The organism is Pseudomonas sp. B20(2017) (assembly GCF_002113125.1).
In the GTDB taxonomy this organism is placed as follows: Bacteria; Pseudomonadota; Gammaproteobacteria; order Pseudomonadales; family Pseudomonadaceae; genus Aquipseudomonas.
In genome coordinates this window covers 93,604-112,536 of record NZ_NEJP01000003.1, presented here as the reverse complement: position 1 = coordinate 112,536, position 18,933 = coordinate 93,604, and the positions used below count along the sequence as shown (strand labels likewise).

The 18,933-nt window shown below is 58.3% G+C and carries 17 protein-coding genes and 2 pseudogenes; 5 read left to right on the top strand and 14 right to left on the bottom strand.

From position 1 onward, the window contains the following. Window positions 1-2: 2 nt before the first annotated feature. A complete protein-coding gene (locus CAF63_RS05705) occupies window positions 3-926 on the top strand; it encodes a magnesium transporter CorA family protein (RefSeq protein WP_085683743.1) in 924 nt (307 codons plus the stop codon). On the opposite strand, the gene CAF63_RS05700 is transcribed toward CAF63_RS05705, so the two are convergent. Beyond that, complete coding sequence (locus CAF63_RS05700; RefSeq protein ID WP_085683742.1) at window positions 907-1,245, bottom strand: DUF2834 domain-containing protein; 339 nt, start codon at window positions 1,243-1,245, stop codon at window positions 907-909. The genes CAF63_RS05705 and CAF63_RS05700 overlap by 20 nt on opposite strands. Window positions 1,246-1,496: 251 nt before the next feature. Here CAF63_RS05700 and ilvA point away from each other — a divergent pair. Further along, window positions 1,497-2,486, top strand: a pseudogene (gene ilvA / locus CAF63_RS05695) (threonine ammonia-lyase, biosynthetic); the annotation flags it as partial. 30 nt (window positions 2,487-2,516) lie between these two features. Here ilvA and CAF63_RS05690 read toward each other — a convergent pair. Together CAF63_RS05690 and eco are read right to left on the bottom strand one after the other, a co-directional pair. Beyond that, window positions 2,517-2,823, bottom strand: a pseudogene (locus CAF63_RS05690) (NIPSNAP family protein). A 20-nt stretch (window positions 2,824-2,843) separates the two neighbouring features. Next, a complete protein-coding gene (gene eco / locus CAF63_RS05685; protein WP_085683740.1) occupies window positions 2,844-3,329 on the bottom strand; it encodes a serine protease inhibitor ecotin in 486 nt (161 codons plus the stop codon). Between the two features lie 373 nt (window positions 3,330-3,702). Here eco and CAF63_RS05680 point away from each other — a divergent pair, with 373 nt between their 5' ends. Then, a complete protein-coding gene (locus CAF63_RS05680) occupies window positions 3,703-3,969 on the top strand; it encodes a DUF1652 domain-containing protein (protein WP_085683739.1) in 267 nt (88 codons plus the stop codon). Here the strand turns inward: CAF63_RS05680 and CAF63_RS05675 are convergent. Both CAF63_RS05675 and CAF63_RS05670 read right to left on the bottom strand, forming a co-directional pair. Beyond that, a complete protein-coding gene (locus CAF63_RS05675) occupies window positions 3,966-4,364 on the bottom strand; it encodes a hypothetical protein (protein ID WP_085683738.1) in 399 nt (132 codons plus the stop codon). The genes CAF63_RS05680 and CAF63_RS05675 overlap by 4 nt on opposite strands. A 91-nt stretch (window positions 4,365-4,455) precedes the next feature. Then, window positions 4,456-4,722, bottom strand: coding sequence for a DUF2790 domain-containing protein (locus CAF63_RS05670; RefSeq protein ID WP_085683737.1), 267 nt, complete (start codon window positions 4,720-4,722; stop codon window positions 4,456-4,458). A gap of 495 nt (window positions 4,723-5,217) precedes the next feature. On the opposite strand from CAF63_RS05670, the gene CAF63_RS05660 reads away from it, so the two are divergent. Further along, window positions 5,218-5,514 carry a hypothetical protein gene (locus CAF63_RS05660; RefSeq protein WP_085683736.1) on the top strand — a complete coding sequence of 99 codons (297 nt, stop codon included), beginning with the start codon at window positions 5,218-5,220 and terminating at the stop codon, window positions 5,512-5,514. Between the two features lie 59 nt (window positions 5,515-5,573). Here CAF63_RS05660 and CAF63_RS05655 read toward each other — a convergent pair whose 3' ends face one another. From CAF63_RS05655 to CAF63_RS05635, 5 genes are read right to left on the bottom strand one after another with little or no spacing between them, the layout of a single operon-like run. After that, the gene (locus CAF63_RS05655) at window positions 5,574-7,799 is read right to left on the bottom strand and encodes a lipase (protein WP_085683735.1); all 2,226 of its coding nucleotides are present in this window, start codon (window positions 7,797-7,799) and stop codon (window positions 5,574-5,576) included. Window positions 7,800-7,810: 11 nt separating this feature from the next. Next, window positions 7,811-8,671, bottom strand: coding sequence for a hypothetical protein (locus tag CAF63_RS05650; RefSeq protein WP_085683734.1), 861 nt, complete (start codon window positions 8,669-8,671; stop codon window positions 7,811-7,813). Next, window positions 8,664-9,524, bottom strand: coding sequence for a hypothetical protein (locus tag CAF63_RS05645; RefSeq protein WP_085683733.1), 861 nt, complete (start codon window positions 9,522-9,524; stop codon window positions 8,664-8,666). The genes CAF63_RS05650 and CAF63_RS05645 overlap by 8 nt, the downstream gene beginning before the upstream one ends. Continuing rightward, complete coding sequence (locus CAF63_RS05640; protein WP_085683732.1) at window positions 9,521-10,369, bottom strand: DUF4123 domain-containing protein; 849 nt, start codon at window positions 10,367-10,369, stop codon at window positions 9,521-9,523. Before CAF63_RS05640 ends, CAF63_RS05645 begins: the two co-directional genes overlap by 4 nt. Beyond that, window positions 10,366-12,438, bottom strand: a complete 2,073-nt coding sequence (locus CAF63_RS05635; RefSeq protein WP_085683731.1) for a type VI secretion system tip protein VgrG — start codon at window positions 12,436-12,438, stop codon at window positions 10,366-10,368. Before CAF63_RS05635 ends, CAF63_RS05640 begins: the two co-directional genes overlap by 4 nt. 362 nt (window positions 12,439-12,800) lie before the next feature. On the opposite strand from CAF63_RS05635, the gene CAF63_RS05630 reads away from it, so the two are divergent. Further along, window positions 12,801-14,102: an OprD family porin gene (locus tag CAF63_RS05630; protein WP_085683730.1), complete on the top strand. Its 1,302-nt coding sequence runs from the start codon at window positions 12,801-12,803 to the stop codon at window positions 14,100-14,102. A 159-nt stretch (window positions 14,103-14,261) separates the two neighbouring features. Here CAF63_RS05630 and CAF63_RS05625 read toward each other — a convergent pair whose 3' ends face one another. The 4 genes from CAF63_RS05625 to CAF63_RS05610 all read right to left on the bottom strand — a co-directional run bounded on the left by CAF63_RS05625 (window position 14,262) and on the right by CAF63_RS05610 (window position 18,917). Continuing rightward, window positions 14,262-14,882, bottom strand: coding sequence for a hypothetical protein (locus tag CAF63_RS05625; protein ID WP_085683729.1), 621 nt, complete (start codon window positions 14,880-14,882; stop codon window positions 14,262-14,264). Between the two features lie 44 nt (window positions 14,883-14,926). Next, a complete protein-coding gene (locus CAF63_RS05620) occupies window positions 14,927-15,865 on the bottom strand; it encodes a carbohydrate kinase (protein WP_085683728.1) in 939 nt (312 codons plus the stop codon). Window positions 15,866-15,878: 13 nt separating this feature from the next. Next, a complete protein-coding gene (gene xylB / locus CAF63_RS05615) occupies window positions 15,879-17,375 on the bottom strand; it encodes a xylulokinase (protein ID WP_085683727.1) in 1,497 nt (498 codons plus the stop codon). A gap of 69 nt (window positions 17,376-17,444) precedes the next feature. Beyond that, window positions 17,445-18,917, bottom strand: coding sequence for a mannitol dehydrogenase family protein (locus CAF63_RS05610; RefSeq protein WP_085683726.1), 1,473 nt, complete (start codon window positions 18,915-18,917; stop codon window positions 17,445-17,447). Window positions 18,918-18,933: the final 16 nt, after the last annotated feature.

Sequence of the window (18,933 nt, the reverse complement as noted above, 5' to 3'; positions counted from 1 at the left end):
CGATGATCAACAGCTTTGCACTGAATCACGGTGGGTTGCAGCGGGTCGAGCGACTGGACGCCGAGGTGATGCTGTTCAGCGACCCGGACGCTGCCGAGCGCGATTTGCTCCACAGTCACTTCAAACTCGATGAGCACGCACTGGCCTCGGCGCTCGACCCGGACGAAGTGTCGCGGATCGAGTTTCACCCCGATCACCTGTTTCTGATCTGGAAACGTCCGGAAAACTATTCCGGTGGCGGCAGTCTCGCGTTCGAGGTGTCGTCCTGCGGTTTGCTGTTCTCGCCGGGCCAGTTGCTGGTGATCGCCACGGACGACACGCCGCTGCACGGTGTCGGTACACGTCAGCCACTGAACACACCGCTGGATGTGTTGCTGGATCTGCTGTTCAACAACATCCATCACTACCTCGGGCACTTGAAGGTGATCAAACTGGTCGCCCGGGAATTGCAGCAGAAATTCAACGCCTCGATGCAGAACCAGCATCTGGTGCAGATGTTCAACCTCAGCGAAAGCCTGATCTATTACATCAACGCCCTGCACAGCAACGGCGCGGTGCTCACGCGGCTGCGCAATCACGCGGAAAAACAGCATTTCGGCAGCGAAGCGATCGGCCTGATCGACGACCTGATCATCGAAAACAACCAGTGCTACAAGCAGGCGGAAATCTATTCGACGGTGTTCTCCGGGCTGATCGACGCCCGGGGCAACCTGATGAACAACAGCATGAACAACCTGCTGCGCAAACTGACGCTGATCAACGTGGTGTTCCTGCCGCTCAACCTGATTGCGAGCATCGGCGGCATGTCGGAATTCAGCATGATGACCGCCGGCACGCCGTGGTGGGTGTCGTACCCGTTGTTTCTGGCGGCGATGTTGCTGGGGGCGGGCGGGATGCTGTTCGGGCTCAGGCGTCTGGCGAAATGACCGGTGCCGAGCGCTTGCGATCCTGCAGGCCCCGGACCACCAGGTACAACAACGGCCCGACCGAAACAAACACCGCCGTCAGCAATAGATACGGCACCACCGACCAGCCCGACTGCCCGCGCTTGCGCGCATCCTTGTACATCCAGACGCCCGCCAGGGTTGCCAGCAGATAGAGATCGATCACCACCTGCGCGGTATCCGGCCGCGACATCAGGCTGATGCCGAAGTCGATCAGCGACTGTTCGGCCTGAAGCATCACGGAAACGGTATAGCCGCCAAAGGCGATCAAAGCGGTGAGGGGCAGGGCGATGGACATCAGGTATTCCTTCCTTGGTCAGATGAGCGAGAGGCCAGCCTACAGACCCGGCGTAAAATTCGCCATTGACTTGCCAGCAGCGCCCGGGCTAATTTCGGGCGCATGACTTCCACCGTACTGCGCAGCCAGCCAAGCATTATTACCGCCATTCCTCATTTGGCGGGCTAGCTCACGACTGCAGCACCCAACCCGCCCTAGAGGCGGGTTTTCATTTTCTGTCTCCGGGGTTCCGAATCAAACGTCAGGAGACGACCATGCGCTACAACCCCGCCCAGCAAGCCCTGCTTGAGCAGTACGTGAAAAAGATCCTCGCCGCTCCGGTGTATGAACTGGCGGTGCGCACGCCGCTGCAATTGGCGCCGGCGCTGTCCGAAGCGCTGGGCAACCGGATCCTGCTCAAGCGCGAAGACCTGCAACCGACGTTCTCCTTCAAGATCCGTGGTGCCTACAACAAACTGGTGCAATTGAGCGACGAGCAGAAGGCCCGTGGCGTAATCACGGCGTCGGCGGGAAATCATGCGCAAGGCGTAGCGTTGGCGGCGCGGGAACTGGGCATTGCCGCGACTATTGTGATGCCGGCAACTACGCCTGAGTTGAAAGTGCTGGGCGTCAGTAGTCGCGGGGCTGAGGCGCTATTGCATGGCGAAAGCTTTCCGTTTGCCCTGGCTCACGCGCTGCAACTGGCTGAGCAGACTGGGCGAACGTTCGTTTCGCCTTTCGACGATCCAGATGTGATCGCTGGACAGGGCACGGTGGCGATGGAAATCCTGCGCGAGCACCAAGGCGCACTGGATGCGATCTTCGTCCCGGTGGGCGGTGGCGGGTTGATCGCCGGCATCGCGGCATATGTGAAATACCTGCGGCCGGAGGTGCGGATCATTGGCGTCGAGTCGGAGCACTCGGCCTGCCTGAAGGCTGCCATGCAAGCGGATGAGCGAGTGGTGCTGCCCAACGTGGGCACTTTCGCCGATGGCGTGGCGGTGGCGCAGATAGGCGCCTACGGGTTTGAGGTTTGCCGTTTCTGTGTGGATGAGGTCATCACCGTCAGCAACGACGAGCTCTGCGCGGCGATCAAGAACATCTACGACGATACCCGCTCGATCACCGAGCCTTCCGGTGCTTTGGCGGTCGCGGGCATCAAACAGTATGTGGCGCAAACCGGCGCACGGAATCAGACGCTGATCGCCATCGATTCCGGCGCCAATATCAACTTCGACAGCTTGCGCCATGTCGCCGAACGAGCGGCGGCGTGCGGAGTTTCAGCCTGAAAGGACTCAGGGCAACAACGGGCGCAGAAAACTGCGCTCGTAGCTGACGATGAACTTCTTTTCGACCAGATCGGCCACCAGTGCCGTGCTTTCCGGGTCGGTCAGAGCGATGTGGCGATAACTTTCGTAATCCGCCAGCGACGGGAAACTGAACAGGCAATACGCGATATTGCTAGCGCCTTCCGAGGGCAGGAAGTAACCGTGATGCGTTTCCTCCCAGCCGTTCGACGATAGCGAGCCAGGTCTTGGCGTAGGCTTCGAATGCGTCCAACTGATAGGGGTCAATCACGTATCTGACGTGGCAGGTAATCAAAGCTGCGGCTCCTTTGCAGATTATTCAGGTATTGCCACGCCAATCTTGTCCGAGGCCGACCAGATACGAAATCGCACTTCGACGTCCTGCGGTGCGTAAACCACGATCGGCAGCTTGCTGTTGTAGCGCACGGTAAAGCCATCACCCATCACCGGTACGAACGCGCGTTTTTTCTGGGTGCCGGGCGGGCAGGCCATCAGCGTGCTCATCGGGCCGCTGACTTTTTCCAGGCGGTAGAACGGATAACCCCAGCCTTCGAGGTTTTTCTCTTCAAGGGTGCCGCCCAGGCGCTGGCGGTTGCAGTCGACTTCGAGGGTCTTGCCGGCGAGGATTTCGACTTTGAAATTTTCTTCCTGGGCTTGTTGCGGCAGGTGGATGACCTGGCGCGTGAAGCCCGCTTCGGCCTTCGGATAGGGCGCGGTGTCTTCGAGTTTGGCGGCGTGGGTGAGGGTGGACAGGCTGGCGAGCATCAGGCCGGCGGTCGCGTAAACAGTGAAATTTCCCATTGAAGCCTCCTGGCGGGTGTACGTTGGTTGACGGGCATTCTCACTGCCAAGGGCGATGAATGCAAACCGCCAGCCGCATGCAAATTGCAGTGCCTGCACGATCGAATCTTGCATTTTGCAACTGGCCAGTTGCCTGCCTTTTCGCCAAACCATTGATTTGCAAGGAGGTGAATGCAACCTGATGAAAGGCACGTTTTATGCGTTGATTTGGTGCGGCGCACCGAGTTTGGGCGCCTACACTCCAATGGGCATTTCGCAGTACAGCCGCTTGTCACAACCCAAGGAATTCAGCGGGGACACACCCGTGGGAAGCCGTGGCAACGGTCGACGTGAATACTTGATTGGCAGTCTCACAGTAAGGAGAGGTTTCGCCATGTTTCTGTCTGCCTTGGAACTCCGCAACATCATTGAAAGCAGCTTTCTACCGAAACGCTGCCAGTGCACGCTGTCCCCGGATCTGTCGATGACCGTCAAGGTGTATGGCGATCACCAGACCGATCAGGTTGAGCTGCAGGTGAGTGGCATCGATGCCAGTCATCTGAACAGCTGTCGCGAAATCAACGGCCTGATCGCCGGGTTGCGCTCGGATCTTGCGCAACACGCAGCAACTCATTCAGTGCCGCGATCCCGAGTCGTCTAACTGACCGTTTCACCCAGTTCGACCGTCACGCGCCGGGCCTGCAAGAAGCCAAGGCCCAGCGCGAACTCGACCAGCACCGCGAGCAGAATCCCGGGGCCGGCATGGCCGTTGAGCCATTCAGCAAACCCCAGCACCGCCAGGCCAAAACAGCCGACGATAAAGCCGTTGCTCAGCGCATTACGCGCGATCGACACCGGCGCGTTGCGCACCAGATAAAACATCACCCCCAACGCCGCGAACAGCACCGCCATGCGTCGTGCGACAAATCCTGCTGCCTCGGAGTATTCAATGCTCCAGATCGAAAGCAGTATTTGCGGCACGAGGCCCCAAGCCAGCGCCAGCAGGAAACACAGGGAAAAGGTGATGGTCGACAACGTGCGAAACGACAACTGCATGGCGAATCCTTGCGGCAGTGAGGAGGGGCCCCGAGCATAACCTTCGAGACCCTTGCCCGCCTACCGCAAAGCCGCAAATCAGAGCTTTCTGTCAGTTCTGGAAGTCGCAGGCGTCAGACATTTTCCGGTAAGTGATTTCCTCGGGTTTGCCTGACGTATCGATGTATTTCATGTCGGCATCGATCACTTTGCAGGCCTTGGTTGGCTGCTCGGTCATCGAGACCACTTTGGCCACATTCAACGGCATGCCATAGGTGTACGGCACCGCTTTGGTGGTCGTGGTGTCATTGGCCTGGGCCAGCCCGGCAAACGCGGTGCAGGCGAGGACGGTGGTGAGCAGGAACGGACGAATGTTCATGGAGAAACTCCCGTGCGACGGATAGAAAGCCCGGCGTGAAACACGCCAGACCTGCCGCACTGGGCGTCAGCATCGGCTGAGAGCGTGCGGATGTTCAGAGTCTTTGACCACTGCGTTAAGCGAGGGTTAACCCGGCTGAATGCCGGCTGTCTGACGGGGGATTGTTTCTCGGGGGATTCTCGGCGCCTTCCTACAGGAACCGCTGCCTTGTCTGCTTCCGGCGGCTGGAGCGGGGCGGTTATGGTTTTGGTGTCGCTGCAAAATCAGCGACTTAGGTTTGGTCACCTAACGTAATCACCTGTGCATGTGTGCCATTATTCGCCCCGACGGACATTCGTGTCTGTGGAGTGCATTGCTGTGGCGGCTGTGTGCAGGGTCGCCTTCGGGCGAGCCGAGTCGGGTGGTTCTCGGTTGACCAAGCCTGTACACAGTCCGCCTCCCCATCGTTTGGTCACGGTGCTGGCGGTTACATTCAAGCTGCCTTGAGTAATTCCAATGCCAATACTGAAACTAAGCTCCGCCCGCTATCTCCCGCTCAACAGCGGCGTCACCGACAGCGCACCGCTGGTCATCGACACCGAAGCCAACCCCCAAGACATCTTCGAAGCCGCCGTCCAACGCGTACGCGCCGCCGCCGACCTGCTCGAAACCCTGCATTGCCTGTGCTTCAAACACGCCGATGTCCAGGACATCCCCCACATCACCCATGCGCTGTATTCGCTGGCGCAGGATGGCAATGATTTGCTGCAGGTTGCGCAGCAGAAAATGCTGAACTGGACTGCACCTGCCTGACATTCGTAAGGATTTAACGGGAAACAGAGCGTTTTCCCGTTAAACCCGACGTTTTCACTTCAAGCCATGCTGGCAGACGTAGAAGAAGGAATTTGCGCGAGACGCACAGACTCCTGGTTCTCGCGATGTTCAGCCCATCTGTCAATGTGGGTTTGCAACTCTGGCAGTGAGCTGCAATCGCCATAGAGATCCGCCATCGTGAGTTTCGTTTTGCTCAGGGTGAGCACCGTTTGCAGCGTACCCTCAAGCGCTTTGAGTTCTTTTTCATTGTGTCGAATGGCCTGGCGGATGGCTGTCTGGCGATCCTGAAGGTCCGACATGGTCGAGCGGCGTTGCAGCGCAGTAGCGCGATCTTGGGGCCGGCTTTCGATTGTGCCGCCCGGGAACTCGGCACTGGCTTCACGCTGCCATTTTTGCAACTCCGTGCGATACGTCTCGATTTCCAGCTTCAGACGATCGGATTCCGTCGTACTGATGATGTAGCCACCGGTTTGCTGTGTGTCCTGCCAGCGGCGAAGCGATGCCCAACACGCTGGAATATAGCCGTCCAGCATCTTGTGATCGGCACCGTTGGCCGCCTGAGTCAAAAAGTTCTTGCGGTCTGGTGTGTCGTTGTTTTTCAGCTGCTTCAGACAGCGGTTCATGGCGGCTTCTTCATAGCCTTCGCATCCGGGGGTCCACAGGACCGAGGAGAGCTGGCGGCCGGGCAGTTGCAATGGCATGAAATAGCGTTGTTCGCCATGGTGCCAGTAGGGTTTACCGCCGAAGCGCGCCATGCCCACTCCCATGACCACGCCGCCAGCGGCTGGCGACAGAACACCGGAAACTGTCGCGGCGAGACCGGTGATCCAAATCGGTTTTTTGGTGTCCATCCAGCCAGCCGGGACGCTCGGAACCGGATCGTTCTGGTTGACGATTCGGTGGTGAATCAAACCGCTCGCTGACTCGACAAAATCTTTGTCACCGGCGCGGGGAGAGCCGAAGGTATAGAGAATGACGTCATCGGTGATCTCGCGGTGCAGCCATTCGGAGAGCAGCAACGCAATTGCACCGCCGAGGCTGTGGCCGCAGACGAGGATTTTTTGGTCGGTGCGGAAGCGACGGATGTAGTCGTCAATAAAGGGCTTTAATGCCATGAATGCTTCGTAGAAACCTTGGTGTGCCTTTCCAGTTCCGCCCTCTATCGGTACCTGTTTGGCGTCTACATCGCGCCAGGCGTCCCATCCTTCAGCAGTCCCTCTGACGCCAATCAGTAACACTCGGTCATCGTGTGTGGCGTACGCTTGGGTGTCTGTATTTTTCCAGTCGGTGCTACCTTTCCTGGAATCGTTGAAAAAGTGTACGGTTGAAGGCGTTTCACGGGCGTCGCCTGAGGCGGAATCGTTTTGCGGATAAAGTTCTGGATCAAAAGGCACGATTTCCAGACGTTTGGAGTAGGGAACATCTTCAACCAGCGGGAACGACGGCTTCTTGGAGTCCGCATAGTTTGATGGTTCTTCGTGACACGCAAGGCAAGTGTTCAATACGTGACCGATAGTTCCGCGTTTCGGATAGGTAAACGCAAAGTCTTTTTCAGGAGCTGGTTTCGGTTTTTCCGGTATCTGTCCGAATTCGCCATAGCTTAGTGTGGCTAACAGAGAGAGCTGGTATAGATTCAAAGCGCTGAATTCGGGCGCGAGCGACAGAAGCGGTCTGAATGCACGCAGAGCGCGGACTTCCAGAACATAATGTTTTTCGGGAAGAAGTCCAACACCAAAGCTAGGAACTTTGTCTCCGGCAAAGTCCCGTGCAAGTTTGGCGCACCCTGCGGGCACGGGATTTGAGAGTTTCGCAGCGGCGGGCAGATGCTTGGTCCGTTTGACAAAATCGCGAACTTCAACATTGTGAAACTCACCTTTTTCAGCCGAGGCGCGATAGGCACCGGTTTTTTCGTTACTACCAATCGGACGACGCAGGGTTTTCTCTGCAGCAACTTGCAAGTCTGTAAGAGGTATGCGGTAAAAAAGGCGGTCGCTTAGGTTTTCATACCACGTATCGCTTCCGGAGTATTTTTCATCCAGAGTCAATATCAGTGGGCCACTGTAGTTGCCTGTAACTTTTGCATATCCATTGGCATCGAGCGAGCCTGACTGCTTGCTACCCTCAGAATCTGTCACCTCATACTTCAAGTTGGCATATGGCTTGCCATCTCCAAACTCATCGACGAGTCGAAAGCTAAGCCAGCCACCTTTTAAAGGGCAGGAGCGTGACTGATCATTTAACATGCGACTTTCTTGTGATTGCATCTGTAATATCCTTATTCACTGCATGCTGGGTAAATGCTGCAGTCACGCCCGTTCATTTTGAAAGTTCTAAACACTGGCGGAGTGGCGCAGCGCTCGGATTTCTCAGTTTTCTGGCATGGTCTCCATCCGCTCGCAGTTTTTATCCAGCGATTATCTTTGGACGGCTCTTCGATTTCAGATAGTTGGAATCGAATTTTTACTGTTTTCTGATTTAGGTTGTTGCGATATACCACGCCGCCTGGTTTTTTACGCTCAAAATAGTCCTCCGGGACACTCCATTGGTTGTCTGCCGCATTACAAGAGAGTATTTTTTCGATGCCGTCTTTTTTGGCCTTTGCTGTGCTGATCTGAAACAACCAAGTACATAAGCCACGTTGATCTACTACATTTGGTGATGGATCTTTGGCAGCTTGCAGGGGGTTCTCTCTAACTAATAGGCCACCAGCTCTATCCATGCCGTGGTCCCAAGCATCCGTACCGTATGTGCCGCTTATCTCATAGTCAACCCTAGTCAATTCCATCGAGCAATCGGCGATGTGGAACTCTAGTGGAATATCCGTAGATACCGTCTGTTCGACGTCCTTGGCCTCTGTCGTATTTGATTCTTGTTGCTGACGAGTAACTGATCCACCTAACCCTGGACTGTACGTTTGGCAGCTTTCGCCCGCTTTTGGCGAATATTGGGCTTTTGATGTAAAGCCGAATTTTGCAGGGAAGGTTGCAACTAACGTGAAGTGTTCCCGGCTGTAATAGCTGGTAGCCCCTTCAACAGAGTCCTTCGCAATCTGTCCCGCAAAGCTACATGCACCTATCAATGGCAGAGCAAGGAAGAACGCGGCTTGAACCCCGTATGAAAAATACTTGCTAGTCATGAACTACTCCCTGTTCAACGCAATTTGGATAGATGGTGCACTCGCGTTTATTCATTTTGAAGGTTTTGAAGTTTTTGTTGTTTTTAGTGCAGAATCCATAAGGGTCATTGAGCCCATCTCCAAGGCAAGGCTTCCAGCCTTCAGGAAATTTCAGCCAAGTACCGCCCACCGATGGAAACTCTTCAGTGGATAGGCGAAACTCGATTCTTACAGTTTTCCCAGCTAATTGATTTCTTGCGATGGAGCCACCCGGCTTTCGTTTTTCGTATTTTTTCTTTGAGACTGACCAGCGTTCATCGGCGGCCTTACATGAGAGAAGCTTTTCTATTTCGCCGAGTGTCGCCTTGGACTTGCTGATCTGGAACAACCAAGAACACAAACCCCTTTTTTCTATGACGTCGGGGATTTTATTTGAACTATTCTCTATTGTCGGAGCTCGCGCAGTCAGACCTCCGGCTAATTCCAGGTCGCTGTCTAGAGACCCTGTTCCATATCGGGCACTCACCTCATAACTCACGCGCGTAAGCGCCATCGAACACCCCGCAATATGAAAGCTCAACGGTATGTCCGTAGACACTGTCTGCGGTTCTGTCTTTGCCTCGGTTGTATTGGAATTTTGCTGTTGGCGCGTAACATTTCCGCCGAGTCCGGGGCTATAGATGTCGCAGTTGTAGCCCGACACGGGGTAGTAACTGGCCTTGGAGGTAAAGCCGAAGTTAGCAGGCACAGTAGCAACCAGCGTGAAATGCTCCCACGAGTAGTAACTCACGCTGCTTTCAGCCATCTGACGCGCAAAGCTGCAACCACCGAGTATTGGCACCGCCGCGACTGCAATCCACAGTCGAGCCTTCAAACCGTGGCACCGGTTTTCGGCTCAGCGAACACTCGTTGGCATCGGTCGAAGTGCTGTTCCGGCGTTTCCCCGGGGATGGGCTCCCAGGCAATGTCAGCTGAGCAGGGTGGCGAAAGGCGCAGGCTCAGCATCAGCTGTCGTTGCTCTTCGGTTCGCCAGCCCCACTCATCAAGCAAATCCATCTGTTCTTCCAGCCATTCACTGACCACGCGGGTTTCTGCCAATGCAGAGGCGGCGTCGATGTGGTAAGTCAGCAACCAGCGTTTGAGGTTGTCACGCAGGATGCTTCTGGCCTGTTCGCCTGATTCGGGAGTGCGGAGCCAAGGCGCCGGATTCGGCACGGCATACATGCCCGGCCTGTTGTTGTCCGCGCTCCTCCATTGATCCTCATCCCAATACAGGACGCTGCTGATCGGGCCGAGCAGCAGCGGCCATTCGGTGTCTTTCATGTTGGCCAGGCAACGGGCGAGTACGCGGTTGTCCTGGAAGCGGAACAGCGAGCGGTTGCCGTCTTCGTCGATGACCATCCGGGCGATCCAATGCTGGGTCAGGCTGTCGAGATCGGCCTTGTCCATGCTGCCGATCCAGCCCCAGTTGCGCTGCGCGTCATCCAGCAATTGAGTGAACGCTTCGTTACCCGGGTTTTCGAGTTCGGTCAGCCATGGGCTGATGGAGGCGAACTGGGCAAACTCGGTACGTCGGTAGAGCTGCACCGAGCGCTGCATCACGCCGGCGCTGTACAACGGCGTGACCGGGTTCGGTTCGGCGAGGCTGTCGAGCACGAGGATCAGTACGCGATTGAGGCGCGATTGTTCACCCAGCCAGTTATTGAGCGCATCACTCATGCCACGACTCCCAGATCACATTTGCCTTCGCGGCAGGCCTCGCAGATCGGGCAGCGAGTGTCGCCTGCCTTGCGCGCGGCTTTGGCCAATGCCATTTGGGCGGCCGCCGGGACGAGCAGGGTGCCTGCCTTGTCTTTGGCAGCGGCCCATGGAATGACCGGGTCCAGAATCTGAATACCGGAACCTACCCCTGGAGCACCGCCGGTATTGACCTTCACTTCCGCACCGCTGATGGTCACGCCACCCGCATCAACCTTGACGAAACTGCCGCCAGCCTTGGCCGTCAGTTCCATCCCGCCTTCGATCACCACTTTTTCGCCGGCGTGGTAATGAATCTCCGTGCCCGCCTCAACGAACTGCCCGGTGCCGACCTTAACGTGCTGGGTCACGCCCACGGTCAGGTGATCGTTGGCGCGCATTTCGCTCTTGCGGTCCAGATGAGTGATGCGGTGTTCCTCGACCTTGAATTCACTTAAAACATTGGCTTCGACCGTGTCATGCCGTTCGTTGCCGACGCGGATTTTCTGGTCGTGTTCGATGTTCTCGTCCCAGTCGCGCTGGGCGTGGATGTAGATCTGCTCGACGCCTTTCTTGTCTTCGATGCGGAATTCGTTGTAGCCCTTGCCGCCCGGTGAACTCAGGGTTTTGAAGGTGCTGCGGGTCTTGTTCGCCGGCAGGTCGTAGGGGACGACGTTTTCCTTGTGGTACAGGCAGCCGGTGACCAGCGGCTGGTCGGGGTCGCCTTCAAGGAAGGTCACCAGCACTTCCATGCCGATTCGTGGAATGGCGATGCCGCCGTAGGCAGCGCCGGCCCAGCCGCTGGCGACGCGCAGCCAGCAGGTGGTCTTGTCGTCGGCCTGGCCTTCGCGGTCCCAGTGGAATTGCACTTTCACGCGCCCGTACTGGTCGCAGTGGATTTCTTCGCCGGCGGGGCCGGTGACGATGGCGGTCTGGCTGCCGAGGACTTTCGGTTTCGGGTGTGCGAGGGCTGGGCGGTAGTGGGCGTCCCACGGGGTGGCCACGAACGAGTTGCGGTAGCCTTGGTGGAAATCGCTCTTGTTGTCGGTGACGTCGCTGGTGACGTTTTCGCCGAGCACTTGTGGTTGCTTGCCTTCGTGGAAGATTTCCAGCAGCAGCCACAGGTCGTTCCATTCGGCGCGCGGGTGTTCGGCCAGGGTCAGGAAATGGCCGGTGGTCAGGGTCGGTTCGTCACCTTTGCCTTCGGCGAGTTTGTAGTCGCTGCGATGGCGTTCCAGCGCGCGGGTCGAGAGGAACTTGCCGCGCTCGCGCGTGGTGAAACGGCCGGGGTAGTCGTAGTCTTCCAAGTCCGGCATGAACGCGGATTTGACCGCGCTTTCGGGCAGGATCTTCGGTTTTTCGAAATCGTAGTCGCGGCGGCTAACGCGGCTGGTACGGGTTTCCAGGCGCAGGTTGAAGCGCTTGATCACCGGTTTGTCGGCGGTCATGCCGGAGTCTTGCTGGTAGTTGACCGGTTTCAGTTTGCGGAACACGGTCTGGTCGTCGCCGAACACCAGTTTGTGGCCGCTGCTGCTGTGCTGGAAGTGGAAGTGAATGCCTTCCTCTTCGCACAGGCGCTGGATGAAGTGCAGGTCGGATTCGTCGTACTGCACGCAGTAGTCGCGTTCCGGGTATTCGGCGCCGAGCTGGAAGCTGTAGGCGTTGGCCAGGATCCCGCGATCTTCCAGCACCCGGGCAATGATCTTCGGCACCGTCAGTTGCTGAAAAATCTGCTGGTCATGGTTGTGCCGCAGGTACGCCAGTTGCGGCACCAGGCTCAGGCTGTAACGGGTCAGGGTCTTGCCGGAATCGCCTTGCTCGATGCGATACACCAGACCGTGAATCTTGCCCTCGCCGGTGGCGCCGAAGGTCAGGCAGCCAGGTTTGTGCAGGAGTTCTTCAAGGTTGAGGTCGGGACGGGCGCTGACCAGTTCGATATCGAAACGGAACGGTTCATTGAGGGCTTCGCGACCGGTGAAGCTGAGGACTTGCAGATCGGCGGAAGCGCCTTCGAGCGTGAGGGTAATGTGGGTAGCGTTGGCGTCCAGCATGCCTTTATTTCCGTCCATTGAATAAGCAAGAGACGGATGGTGCAGGATTAAACCGCCTCGTTCAAGGCGCAAATGCCGTAGAGGCACAGCCCTCAAGCCATAGGGAAAACCCTTAGAGCCGTCGTTTTGCCCAGTAAAACCGATACTTACGGCTGACCCTCGCGCGGTCGCCGTTGAATTCGGCGTCCGAGAACAATCAGTCAGTTTCAGACTAAAGTCGTCTGTAGCACGTCAAAGCCATCTGCCATCATTGCCGTTCACCCCCGCGTGTTCACTGCCTCCCGGTTCATTATCGTTCCGGGACGGGAGCTATTTCTGGTTGTTTGCGCCTCTGCGCAATCGTTGTTCTGTTGGAGTTTTCAATGCGTCCCCCATTTCCCCTCATCACCCCGCGCCAGTCGCTTGGCTTCGGAGCGTTCGTGCTGTGCGCCGGTTTTACCGCGCAGATCCAGGCCAGCGGCTTTTTCGAAGACACCACGGCGAAGATCGAATCGCGCACGGTGTACTTCAACCGCGATTTCCGCGACGGGCACACCTCCAGTGATCAGGGCGCGTCCAAGCGCGAAGAGTCGGCGCAGGGCTTTATTCTCAATCTGCAATCGGGCTACACCGAAGGCACCGTCGGTTTTGGTATCGATGCGCTGGGCATGGCGGGTTTTCAGCTCGATTCCAGCCCGGATCGCAGCAACAGCGGCCTGTTGCCGTCCAGCGGCGAGAACCCGCGCGGCTCGAAAGGTCAGTACGCGAAGATGGGCCTGACCGCCAAGGTCAAAGTCTCGGATACGGTGCTGAAATACGGCGCGCTGCTGCCGGATCTGCCGCTGCTCAAGTACAACGACGGCCGCCTGCTGCCGACCATGTTCAACGGCGCGATGCTGACCTCCAAAGAGGTGAAGGACCTGACCTTCATGGCCGCGCGTCTGGACAAGTACACCGCCCGGGATTCGACCGATTCGCAAGATATTCGCGTGCACTGCAAGAACAAGCGTTATGCCTGCAACACCACTGCCGATCATTTCGACATGTACGGCTTCGACTACAAGATCAACGATCGCCTGACCGCGCAGTATCACTACGCCGAGCTGGAAGACATCTATCGCCAGCACTTCGTGGGTCTGTTGGCCAATCAGCCGCTGGGTGACGGCGTGCTGAAAGCCGATCTGCGTTTGCTGAAAAGCGCGGACAGCGGTGATGCGAAAGCCGGGTCCATCGATAACCGGGCGTTGAGCGGCATGCTGTCCTACGGCATCAGTGGTCACACCTTTAGCGCTGGCTGGCAGCGCATGAACGGCGACAATTCGATGCCGTATCTGGATGGCAGCAACCCGTACCTGGTGAACTACGTGCAGGTCAACGACTTCGCCGCCGCGCAGGAGCGTTCATGGCAGCTGCGTTATGACTATGACTTCAAGGCGATCGGCATCAACGGCTTGAGTTTCCTGACTCGTTACGTGAACGGCGACCACATCAAGGTGCCGGGGAGCGATCAGGAAGGCAAAGAGTGGGAACGCGACAGCGAGTTGAAGTACGTGATTCAGACCGGGACGTTCAAGGATGTCAGCCTGCGGTTGCGCAATGCGACTTACCGCACCAACTACGAGAAGTTTGCCCGGGATGTGGATGAGACCCGGTTGATTGTGAGTTACAACTTTTCGGTGTTGTAACCCATAGGTCGGCGGTGTTTGAACTGACGCCTTCGCGGGCAAGCCCGCTCCCACAGGTTTCCCGGGTGCTGACTAAATTGTGGTCACTCTAAATCCCTGTGGGAGCTGCGGTGCGACGATTCGACTTGCCCGCGAAGGCGTCCTGAAGAGCACCGAGAGTCAGAGCCAATGCCAGAACCGGCTCCAGAACCCGCGATTCAAATCATCCTTGCACGCCGCGTATTGCTGACCGTACATGTCCGAGCGGTTCTGCACCTTGCGCGCAGTGGTCATCAGCCACGCTTTGCTGGCGTAAGTCTTCTGGCGAAAACCGCCCCAGCCTTCGTGGTAGTTGAGGTACTGGTTGTAGGCGTCGTACTTGTACACGCCGTTGATCGAGGTGGTCTTGTCCATGTACCAGCCGACAAAGTCGATGGCGTCATCGAAGTCTTCGCGATCGGCGCCATATCGGCCGGTGCTCTTCTGGTAGTCGGACCAGACTTCATCCTTGGCCTGCGCATAACCCGAGGCCGTCGAAACCCGGCCCCACGGAATCACCCACAACAGGTATTTGCGCGGCGTCTTGGCGTCGTAGCGGTATCCGGACTCCTGATACATGATCGCGAACGGCACCTGGATCGGTACGCCCCAGCGTTTTTGCGTGACTTGCGCCGCGTCGTACCAATCACTTTTTTCGCGGAAAATCTCGCAGAGGTTTTCCGGTGAACGCGGTGGCGATGTTCCGCAGCCGGTCAACAGTGCCGCCAATACCAAGAGTCCAACCGTGCGCCCCGAATTCAAAAGCCGTCATCCCGTCGTGCAAAAAAGGGCGCCAGTCTACGCGGTCAGGTCAACTGGTGGCGATAAGGCAAATCCGGACCTGTTTTACTGCATGTAAGGGCGGCGGCCTGTACGGCAAACCTGAGCATGCCGTCGATCTGTTCACGGCTCAGGTGTTGAACGCCGTCCACCGAATCCAGCTCATGCTCGGTCAGCCAGGTGATCAACGCGGCCTGGAAGGTATCGCCGGCGCCGACGGTATCGGCAATCTTCACCGGACTCGCCGGCAATGACCATGAGCCATGAGCACGGCTGAATACCGTCGCGCCTTCACCGCCACGGGTCAGGAACACCACCTGGCAACGATGCTGCAACCAGCCTTCGATGACGCGCTGCGGATCCTGCTCGGGATACAGCAGGCTCAAGTCTTCGTCGCTGACCTTGATCAGGTCCGCCAACGGCACCAGCGTAGCGATTCGTTCGCGCCACAGGTCGATGTTCGGCTCAGGGTTGAGGCGCACGTTCGGGTCGAGGCTGATCAGGCGCTTGCCGCTTTCGCGCTGCACCAGCGCCAGCAAGGTGTCGGCAATCGGTTGCACCACCAGCGAGAAGGAGCCGAAGTGCAAACCGCGCACTTCAGGGCCCAGCGATGGCAGATGCGCCAGGCTCAATTGGCGGTCGGCGCAGCCTTCGCCGCGGAAGCTGTAATGCGGCGAGCCATTGGCGCCCACTGCGACCATCGCCAACGTGGTCGGCGCGGCGAAATCCACCAGATAGTCCGGACGTACGCCTTCATCCTGCAGCACCTGCTGCAAACGCCGGCCGAGGTAGTCGGTGGACAGCCCGCCGAAAAGAGCCGAATCCACGCCCAGTCGGCGTAAACCCACCGCCACGTTGAACGGCGAGCCGCCGGCAATCGCCTTGAAATTGACTTTCGATGCCTGTCCGCCGGCATCGTCTTCGCTGAAGAAATCAAACAGCGCTTCGCCACACACCAGGTACATAGTTGTTTGCTCTTTATAAGGTTGCGACATGCAGTCGATAGCGTTCATAGGCCTGCTGGAACGCCGCGACATTCGCGGCAACCGGCAGGGTTTCACTGTTCAGGTCGAGCTTCACGCAGCGCTGGCACAGGTCGGCCAGGGTGTCTTCGTGACCGTTCGACCACGACTTGCACCACGCCGCCTGAATCGCCGCGCCCAGGGCGGCGGCTTCGCTTTGCTCGGTGCAGATCACCGGGGTGTTCATGATGTCGGCGACGATCTGCCGCCACACCGCGCTCTTCGAACCGCCGCCGATCAGGCAAATGCTGCGGCTTTGTAAACCATTCTGGCGTAGCAGATCCAGTCCATAACGCAGGCCGAAGGTGGTGCCCTCGACGGCAGCACGGCACAGATTGGCCTGGGTCAGGTTATCGATCGTCAGGCCGTGCAGGCTGCCGGTGGCGTGGGGGAGGGGAGGCACGCGTTCGCCATTGAGGAACGGCAACATGCTGACGCCTTCTGCGCCAATCGGGGCCTGGGCCACCAAGGTGTTGAAGGCGTCGAGATCGAGGTCGAACAGTTCGCGGATTGCGCCGGTGGCGTTGGTCAGGTTCATGGTGCAGATCAGCGGCAGCCAGCCGCCGCTGGAAGAACAGAAGGTCGCGACCGACGCATCCGGGCTGACCTTCGGCGCCTCGGCGTAGGCGTACACCGTGCCGGAAGATCCGAGGCTCATGGTGATCGCGCCCGGCTGAATATTGCCGGTGCCGATGGCGCCCATCATGTTGTCGCCGCCACCGCTGGACACCAGCGCGCCGGGATTGATGCCAAGTTGCTCGGCAACCGCCGGCAGGATCGTGCCGACCGTTTGATGGGCGTCGATCAGTTCCGGCAGCGCGGATTGCAGACGACCACTGGCGTCGATGTCACGCAGCAGCTGCAAATCCCATTGGCGAGTGCGTACGTTGAAATAGCCGGTGCCGGAGGCATCGCCGTATTCGCTGCACGCACGGCCGGTGAGCCAGAAGTTCAGGTAGTCGTGGGGCAGCAGGATCCGCGCGATGCGGGAGAACGCGTCCGGATGCTGCTCCTTGGTCCACAACAGTTTTGAGACGGTGTAGCCCGGCGCGATAACCACGCCGAGGCGTTCCAGCGAGCCTTGTTCACCACCCAGATGCGCCAGCAGGCGGTCGTTTTCAGGCGTGGTTTCGGTGTCGCACCAGAGCTTGGCCGGACGCAGGACCTGGCCTTGCTCGTCGAGCAATACCAGACCGTGTTGTTGGCCGGAAACGCCGATGCCGAGGATTGATTGACCGTCGACATTCGCCGCCAATAAAGCTCGGCGAGTGGCGAGGGTGAAAGCTTCCAGCCATTGCGCGGTGTCTTGCTCGCGTCGGCCGTTGGCGCTGCTGATCATCGTGTGGGCGGCGGCGCCTTGGCCGAGGACCTGACCGCTGACAGCGTCGAGGATGATGGCCTTAGTGCCTTGAGTGCCGCAGTCGATGCCGAGGAACAGTTGCTGTGTTGTCATGTGCGCTCCACACAGATCGAGGGACGCGGAGCGTCCCGGGCTGCATTCCCACGCAGAGCGTGGGAACGATCAGGTCAACAGGTGTTCGAGGGTGCGAGTCACGCCTTCTTCGCGCAAGCTGTTCAGGCACCACTCGAACGCCGCCACAAACTCCTTCGAGCGCGGTATCGCCGTACCGAAGATTTCTTCAACCCCCAACAACCGCTCAGTAATCAAAGCATCCTCCGCCACCAACCCCTGACAGAACGCCGCCCGAGGATCCGGAATCGAGTAAGTGTCGCCATTCTCGTCCACACCCTTCAAGTACAGCGCCCAGGCCGCCACCACCAACGCCGCTCGTTTGGTCTCCTGTCCGTCGGCAATCAACCGATTGATCGTCGGAATGGTGAACTTGGGAAACTTCGACGACCCATCCGAGCAAACACGCTCCAGCTGATCGGCTATCGCCTGATTGGAGAACCGCGCCACCAGCGTGTTCTTGTACTCGGTCAGGTCGATGCCCGGCACCGGCGCCAATTGCGGGGTCACGTCCAGATCCATGTAGGCGCGCATATAACGCACGAACAGCGGGTCGTTCATGGTCTCGTGAACGAAGCGGTAACCCTTCAAAAAGCCCAGATAAGTCAGCGCCAGATGGCTGCCGTTGAGCAGTTTGATCTTCATTTCTTCATAGGGCGAAACGTCGTCGGTGAACTGCACGCCGACCTTTTCCCAGGCCGGGCGGCCGTCGACGAATTTGTCTTCCAGCACCCATTGCACGAAGGGTTCGCAGACCACCGGCCAGGCGTCGTCGACGGCGTGTTTGTCCGCCAGTTGCAGGCGATGCGCAGTGCTGGTCATGGGAGTGATGCGGTCGACCATCGCGTTGGGGAAGCTGACGTTGGCGTCGATCCAGTCACGCAGGTCCGAATCCAGCAGCGAGGTGAAGGCCAGCAGCGCCTTGCGGGTGACGGCGCCGTTGTGCGGCAGGTTATCGCAGGACATCACCGTGAACGCCGGAATGCCTGCCGCACGTCGATTGGCCAGTGCGGCACAGAGGAAACCGAACACGGTTTTCGGCTGTTGCGGGTAAGTCAGATCGTGCTGTATCTGCGGCAGGTGCGCCATGAACTCGCCGTTGCTGTCATCAATGCAGTAGCCGCCCTCGGTGATGGTCAGCGAGACGATACGGATCTGCGGGTCGGCGAGTTTTTCGATCAGCGCCTGAGCGCTGTCCTCGGCCAGCAGCATGTCGCGGATCGCACCGATGACGCGGACTTCGGTGTCGTCGCTGTCGCCGAGTTCGAACAGGGTGAACAGGTAATCCTGTTCCTTTAGGTCGTTGCGGGCGCGGCGGTCTTCGGCGCGCAGGCCGACGCCGCAAATGGCCCAGTCCAGCGCTTCGCCGGTGTTCATCAGCGCGTCGGTGTAATACGCCTGATGTGCGCGGTGGAAACCGCCGACGCCAATGTGGGCGATGCCCTGGCGGGTGTCGCTGAGGCTGTAGGCCGGCAGTTTCACTTCGGGGGCGAGGCGGTTGAGGTTTTGCTTGTTCAGTTTCATCGGGTCAGTCTCGAAA

Coding starts and splice junctions, on each gene's coding strand:
- CAF63_RS05705 (WP_085683743.1), top strand. CDS start 3: ATGATCAACAGCTTTGCACTGAATCACGGTGGGTTGCAGCGGGTCGAG.
- eco (WP_085683740.1), bottom strand. CDS start 3,329: ATGGGAAATTTCACTGTTTACGCGACCGCCGGCCTGATGCTCGCCAGC.
- CAF63_RS05680 (WP_085683739.1), top strand. CDS start 3,703: ATGTTTCTGTCTGCCTTGGAACTCCGCAACATCATTGAAAGCAGCTTT.
- CAF63_RS05675 (WP_085683738.1), bottom strand. CDS start 4,364: ATGCAGTTGTCGTTTCGCACGTTGTCGACCATCACCTTTTCCCTGTGT.
- CAF63_RS05670 (WP_085683737.1), bottom strand. CDS start 4,722: ATGAACATTCGTCCGTTCCTGCTCACCACCGTCCTCGCCTGCACCGCG.
- CAF63_RS05660 (WP_085683736.1), top strand. CDS start 5,218: ATGCCAATACTGAAACTAAGCTCCGCCCGCTATCTCCCGCTCAACAGC.
- CAF63_RS05655 (WP_085683735.1), bottom strand. CDS start 7,799: ATGCAATCACAAGAAAGTCGCATGTTAAATGATCAGTCACGCTCCTGC.
- CAF63_RS05650 (WP_085683734.1), bottom strand. CDS start 8,671: ATGACTAGCAAGTATTTTTCATACGGGGTTCAAGCCGCGTTCTTCCTT.
- CAF63_RS05640 (WP_085683732.1), bottom strand. CDS start 10,369: ATGAGTGATGCGCTCAATAACTGGCTGGGTGAACAATCGCGCCTCAAT.
- CAF63_RS05635 (WP_085683731.1), bottom strand. CDS start 12,438: ATGCTGGACGCCAACGCTACCCACATTACCCTCACGCTCGAAGGCGCT.
- CAF63_RS05630 (WP_085683730.1), top strand. CDS start 12,801: ATGCGTCCCCCATTTCCCCTCATCACCCCGCGCCAGTCGCTTGGCTTC.
- CAF63_RS05620 (WP_085683728.1), bottom strand. CDS start 15,865: ATGTACCTGGTGTGTGGCGAAGCGCTGTTTGATTTCTTCAGCGAAGAC.
- xylB (WP_085683727.1), bottom strand. CDS start 17,375: ATGACAACACAGCAACTGTTCCTCGGCATCGACTGCGGCACTCAAGGC.
- CAF63_RS05610 (WP_085683726.1), bottom strand. CDS start 18,917: ATGAAACTGAACAAGCAAAACCTCAACCGCCTCGCCCCCGAAGTGAAA.